The organism is Anoxybacillus sp. J5B_2022, assembly GCF_026847645.1.
GTDB lineage: Bacteria > Bacillota > Bacilli > Bacillales > Anoxybacillaceae > Anoxybacteroides.
In genome coordinates this window covers 1-6,303 of the sequence record NZ_JAPSMC010000096.1, presented here as the reverse complement: position 1 = coordinate 6,303, position 6,303 = coordinate 1, and the positions used below count along the sequence as shown (strand labels likewise).

4 protein-coding genes are annotated in these 6,303 nt (G+C 40.3%); all 4 read right to left on the bottom strand.

Annotation, left to right across the window (positions count from 1 at the left end):
* Nucleotides 1-189 precede the first annotated feature (189 nt).
* Complete coding sequence (locus tag M4I42_RS16090; protein WP_268853073.1) at nt 190-3,231, bottom strand: glycoside hydrolase family 2 TIM barrel-domain containing protein; 3,042 nt, start codon at nt 3,229-3,231, stop codon at nt 190-192.
* Between the two features lie 21 nt (nt 3,232-3,252).
* Nucleotides 3,253-4,077, bottom strand: a complete 825-nt coding sequence (locus tag M4I42_RS16085) for a carbohydrate ABC transporter permease (protein WP_268853072.1) — start codon at nt 4,075-4,077, stop codon at nt 3,253-3,255.
* Nucleotides 4,070-4,987: a carbohydrate ABC transporter permease gene (locus tag M4I42_RS16080; RefSeq protein WP_268853071.1), complete on the bottom strand. Its 918-nt coding sequence runs from the start codon at nt 4,985-4,987 to the stop codon at nt 4,070-4,072. The genes M4I42_RS16085 and M4I42_RS16080 overlap by 8 nt, the downstream gene beginning before the upstream one ends.
* Before the next feature lie 216 nt (nt 4,988-5,203).
* Nucleotides 5,204-6,303 (bottom strand): ABC transporter substrate-binding protein (locus tag M4I42_RS16075; protein WP_268853070.1); only part of this gene is annotated, 1,100 nt, incomplete at its 5' end.

Genomic DNA, 6,303 nt, shown 5'->3' with positions numbered 1-6,303 from the left:
GCACAAACGCTTCATGAATGATCCTGCTCCTTTTCCATTGGTTTCCTTAGGGCAACAGGATCATCGGAGTGTGCACGAGTAATTTAAGAAGATTAGTTTTTAATGAACACATATTGTTAGGGCAATTTTTATTTTTCAAGATAAATGAAAACGCTAAGATGAGAAGTTTACATCATGATGCTGTTGTCGCTAAACTTTATGAATCATAAACTCAAATTCCATGTCTTGATCTGCCTTTATGACGTATTCATCGTGAACTGGGGCGCCCCAGCTGTCGTCCCCGCCAACTCCCATTTGTCGACCTGCTACCGTGACAACCGTATAATGAATATTGGGCAGCTCGTAATGATGATTGGCATGTTCAAGTTCAAAAGCTGTGTATGGCGAAAAGTTGCATTCCAACGGTTCAGTTATAGAAGAAATTTTTATTCCCTGTCCATTGTTGTTCGTTAAGCTTACTTTACGAACACCTGTTCTGTTTCCTGATTCCTGCGGTTTGAGATAGCGCGATACATTGTCAGATACTTGATTTCTAAAAATTCCAAGTCTTGCCCCCTTTGAGCGGTCGACATAGTTTTCTTCGGGCCCCATTGCATACCACTCGAGTTGATTATAGTCGGCTGGAACCTTGAATGATACCGCAAAAATCGGCATTGACGGAAGATTCTCGACTCCATGATAGACCGCCTTCACGCGAATGCTGCCATCAGCATAAACGGTATAACCAATTTTCACTTCCAATTCAGGGTTAATGGAAAATTTGTAGGTAAAGGTGACATTTACTTGGGCCGCTTCCTCTTTCACATCGACTTTTACACATTTACGCGCCAAACTCGCCGCATACCAAAGCCCCGAATAGAAGTCTTGCAAAAAACCTCGGTCATTATCAGTCGTGGCCCTCCAAAACAATGGTGCAGGAGGGACCGCAATCATCTCCTTGCCTGCGTAATTCATTGAAACTAGGCTTCCTGCCTGTTTGGAAAACATGATCGTAAAATCTTTGCCGTGCACCCCAATGTTGACATCACCATGGACAACTTTTAACTTTCCGCTAGGAACAACGAATTCCTTGGAACCAATCTGGAATACAAATTGGCCGAATGCCACCTCATAACCAACATCAGCCCAAAGTGTTTTTTCTTTCAATTTAAATGATGCATGAATGCAATATTCACCTGCATCTGCCATCATCCCAAGGGGCCAGTCGAACTCGACTCTTTTTTCTTCCTGCGGTGCTACCGATACATTCAGCTTGCTTCGATACAACTCTCTCCCTTCAAGGAATAGGACGTATTCTAAATCATATTCACTTGTGTCAGTAAAAAGACTTTCATTTCTAATATTGACACCGTATTGATCCGGTGAAAGCTTAAAGTTTTGATAAAGATATTTTACTTCCTGCATCTTCGGTGACAACTCCCGGTTGGCATAGACAATTCCGTTCGTGCAGAAACCGTAATCGGTTGGACGGTCGCCAAAGTCCCCTCCATATGCCAAAAATTCTTTTCCATAACGATCTTTTTTCACAAGGGCTTGATCAATGAAATCCCAAATAAAACCACCTTGATACATCGGATACTTTTGTTCCAAATCCGTATATTTGTACATCCCGCCGAGCGAGTTCCCCATTGCATGCATATATTCGCAGCTGATATACGGTTTATCCGGATTTTCTGTTAAATACTTTTCAATTTCATGAGGCTTTGCGTACATACGACTTTCTATGTCGCTTATATCATTGTACTCGCGGGCGTAGAATACTCCTTCATAATGGACAAGACGGCTCGGATCGACTGACCGAAAATAGTTGGCGACGTTTAACAGAACTTCCCCAGCATACGATTCATTTCCACATGACCAAATCAGGATGGAAGGATGGTTCTTATCCCTTTCAAACATTGAAATCGCCCGGTCCATAACAATGTCTTGCCATTCTCGATTGTTCCCCGGAACATTCCATGTGGGGTCGACACGGCCCATTTTTTGCCACGTTCCGTGCGTTTCCAAATTCATTTCATCAATGACATAGATGCCGTATTCATCGCATAGTTCATACCAATAGCTTTGATTCGGATAGTGTGACGTACGGACTGCGTTAATGTTATGACGCTTCAATGTTTTAATATCCCATAGCATATCTTCCTTTGTGATCGCCCGGCCTCTTCGGCAATGAAATTCATGTCGGTTAACGCCTTTAAATACAATCCGTTTTCCGTTAAGGTGCATAACTTTATTGATGATCTCGAATCTTCGAAAACCGACCTTCTGTGGAACAACCTCTACCAATTGGCCAAACTCGTTAAAAATCTGAATATATAGCTTATACAAATACGGTTTCTCCGCGCTCCATAATTCCGGTTCATCGACCGCAATGGAAAATGTCCCCTTTTCGCCATGAAGCTCTCCGTCTTTTTTGGCGACAAGGTCGCCTTTCGCATCATACAGTTCAGCGATAAACCTAGAGCCGGCAGGTACCGGAGACAAAAAGGTAAGGTCCGCCGTTAACATGCCTCTCGTATAGGACGAATCCAATTCGGCGCGAACATGTAAATCATAGACATGAATATCTGGCACTGTATAAAGGTATACATCGCGAAAGATTCCAGAAAAACGCCAGAAATCCTGATCCTCAAGCCAACTTCCGGTGCTGTACTGGTAAACCTCAACCGCGAGCTTATTCTCTCCATCCTTTATAAAAGGTGTAAGTTCAAATTCTGCCGGCGTGAAAGAGTCCTCACTATACCCAACAAACTGCCCGTTCAACCAAACATAAAACGCTGACTCTACTCCTTGAAAAGAAATATACACCGGTTTATCTTTCATGCTTTTAGGGAGATTAAAAATTTTTATATAGCTTCCTACTGGATTATAATCCATAGGAACTTCTGGAGGATGAACATCACAATGACCATCCCACGGATACATTATATTTACATACTGGGGAGTTCCATAACCTTGCAACTGAATATGTCCTGGTACGGAAATATCACTCCAGTTTGAGCAGTCAAAATCGAGCTGATAAAATTCCGCCGGTCGGCTAGCTGGATTGACTGCATAGTGAAACTTCCAATTCCCATTCAACTCATAGCGCATCGACATGGAAATTCCACTTTTTGCTTCTTCCAACGTCTCATAATAAATATGGTCCGAATGGGCAGGTAGTCGATTAACCTCGAAAACACAAGGATCCAAAAGCCATTCTAATGTGGGGGTTGTTAATGTTTTTTTCATTATTTCCACACTCCTTACTCATCATTTTACTGAACCGATCATCCCAGCAACGAAGTGCTTTTGCATGAAAAAGAAGAGTAGCGCCGTCGGCAAGGTAGCGATCACAATAGCGGTCATGATCATTCCGAAATCTGGATAATAACTCGATCCGAGATTTGATATAAGCAATGGCACCGTCTGGTTCTCCGGGGACTGTAATATGACAAGTGGCCATAAATAGCTGTTCCAGCTCGACATAAATGTAATAATGGCCGCGGCTGCATAGGTTGTTTTCATGGTAGGGACATACAGCCTGAAGAAGATCCCCCATTCAGACAATCCATCAATTCGGCCCGCTTCAATAATTTCCTTCGGGAACATTTTCGTGCTTTGGCGGAAGAAAAAAATCAGAAATGCCGTTGTGGCTGTCGGCAAAATAACGGCCATCATTGTATCAATACCGATGCTTGGAAATATTTGTGATATTGTCCCAAACATTCTAAACAACGAGACCATTAAAGCAGCAAAAGGTATCATCATTGAAAGCAACAAGAAATTGAATACAAAATCTTTTGTTTTGCTTTTAAAAATTTCAAATCCGTAACCAGCCAAAGAGGAGATCAACAATGCAAGTAAAGTTGTTACAATCGCGATTTTTGCCGAATTCATTAATGCATTGACCAGATTAGTGCTATCAAGCAGGTTGCGGAAGTTTTCCATAAAGTGACTACCTGGCAATAACCGCCCTTTCGTCACTTCTACTGATTTATTCGTTGCACTAACAACCATCCACAAAAATGGAAACACAGAAACAATAGATGCAATGGTTAAAACAGTATAGTTGAATACGTTTTTAAGATTACTCATTTTTATCACCTGCCACTTTAAACTGAATAATAGAAAGGAATACAATCATAATCACAATCGCATACGAAACTGTTGCCGCATAACCGAAATCAGGAGTATATTTAAATGAAAGATTGTAGATATATTGAGAAATCGTCATCGTTGCATTTCCCGGCCCCCCTTGCGTAATGTTCATTACTTCATCGAACAGCTGGAGCGTACCGATTGTTGAACTGATTGATGTAAACAAAATCATAGGCTTTAACAATGGAATCGTAATTTTAAAAAACTGCTGAACTGGCGAAGCACCATCAATTTTAGCCGCTTCATAAATCGAGTGATCGATATTTTGTAGAGCAGATAAGTAAAAAATCATATTATAGCCTGTCCATCTCCACGTAAGAGCAATAATAATGGTCACTTTAGCCCAAAAAGGATCACCTAGCCAGTTGATTGGCTCAGATATAAGGGAAAATTTCGTCAACATAACGTTGATCAATCCATCTTCGCTAAACAAATATTTAAATATGACAGAATACGCAACTAGGGAAGTGACACATGGTAAAAAGATTGCTGTTCGGAACAATCCTCTCAGCTTTAATTTCGGATTATTCAATAGTACGGCTAAGAATAAAGCGACAATAATCATAATCGGAACTTGAATAATAAGGTATATCACTGTATTTTTTACAGTTGTTAAAAAGGTAGGATCGTTAAATAGACGAGCATAATTTTTCAGTCCAACAAAAGTTAGATTCGCACCCGAACCTGATTGTAACGAAAGAATCAATGCCTGAACCATTGGATAGAAATAAAATACGCAAATCATAATAGTAGCCAATATCACAAAAGACCATCCAACTATTGTGCTCTTAATACGGTGTTTCCGATTAATATTTCGACCTGTTTTAATCGTCAAATCTATATTCATCCTATCTCAACTCCCTATCACTATTGATAACAAAAAATCCATGAACAAACTTTTACTCTCCTTCCGCGCATGAAAATAACAACTCAAGGCGCACCTCTTCACTGAAAAGCCCCGAACCACTCCGCCTCCTACAGAATGGTGCTAGTATAAAAACCAGACAGGACGGCGGAATCCCGGGGCTTAATTCATAAAACAATTGATAGATGTTCTGTATATTTATTTAACTTGTTGTTCTGCCTGTTTTTGTGCATCTTCCAACACTTTATCAAGATCTTTGCCTTTTAAGTAATCTTGCAACGCAACTGTTAAAATATCTTCGATCACATACGTATGTGCACCATAGTTTACTTGAGGAATTTCTGTCATCCATTTGGAGAAATCAGCTGTTACTTTTTGACCTCCAAAAAACTCATCTGCAGCCTTATAGGCCTCACTATTAGCAGCTGGTTTGTATGTGCCAATTGCACCAATTTCTTTGTTTAGCGCTTCATAAAACTCAACATTTGATCCAAACGTTTTAGCTAGAAATTCTGCCGCCTTTTCTTTTCCAGGAATGTTAAGTACATACCAAGAACTTCCACCTAGGTTCGTAGCATTAACAGAGTTAGGAATGCCCGATTGTTTCGGAAAAGGCACAACAGCCCACTTACCAGCCTGAGAAGCTTCGGCTTTAACAGAAGCTGTAATCCAGTTTCCTGTCGGGATCGATGCAACTGCTCCACTATTAAAAGAGGCAACAAATTGACTCCAGTCAGAAATAGGTTTCGATATCCCTGCGTTTACAATTTCTTTGTAAGTTTTAAATGCTTCCTTCAGCGGCTCATTGTCTGCCAAATTCGGGGTTACTCCGTCTTCTTTCACATACCATGAACCACTACTTTGAATCATCTCACGAATAATCCCCAGATTTTTAGGATCGAGTGCAAGCATATATTTACCCGTTGCTTGTTTTACCTTTTTCCCAATTTCAATATATTTGTTCCAGTCCAATCCTTGTAAATCATCAACAGTATATCCCGCTTTTTGCAAATAATCTGTTCTCACATATAACCCAGCAACCCCTGTATCAAACGGAATCCCATAATGTTTACCATTTAAGCTAGTAGGAGCAAGTTTATATTCAGCAAAATCTTCCGCTTTGAAATATTTTGATAGGTCATAGAATGCATCAGGATACGATTTAAGGAAGCTCTGTGCACTATAGTCTTCAATTAATACGATATTTGGCAAGCCTTTTGTTGTGCCAGAACTTAAACTTGTATTAAGCTTTTGAACGACATCCTTTTGAGCATTTTCAATAATTTTTAATTTAAAAT

Coding starts and splice junctions, on each gene's coding strand:
- M4I42_RS16090 (WP_268853073.1), bottom strand. CDS start 3,231: ATGAAAAAAACATTAACAACCCCCACATTAGAATGGCTTTTGGATCCT.
- M4I42_RS16085 (WP_268853072.1), bottom strand. CDS start 4,077: ATGAGTAATCTTAAAAACGTATTCAACTATACTGTTTTAACCATTGCA.
- M4I42_RS16080 (WP_268853071.1), bottom strand. CDS start 4,987: ATGAATATAGATTTGACGATTAAAACAGGTCGAAATATTAATCGGAAA.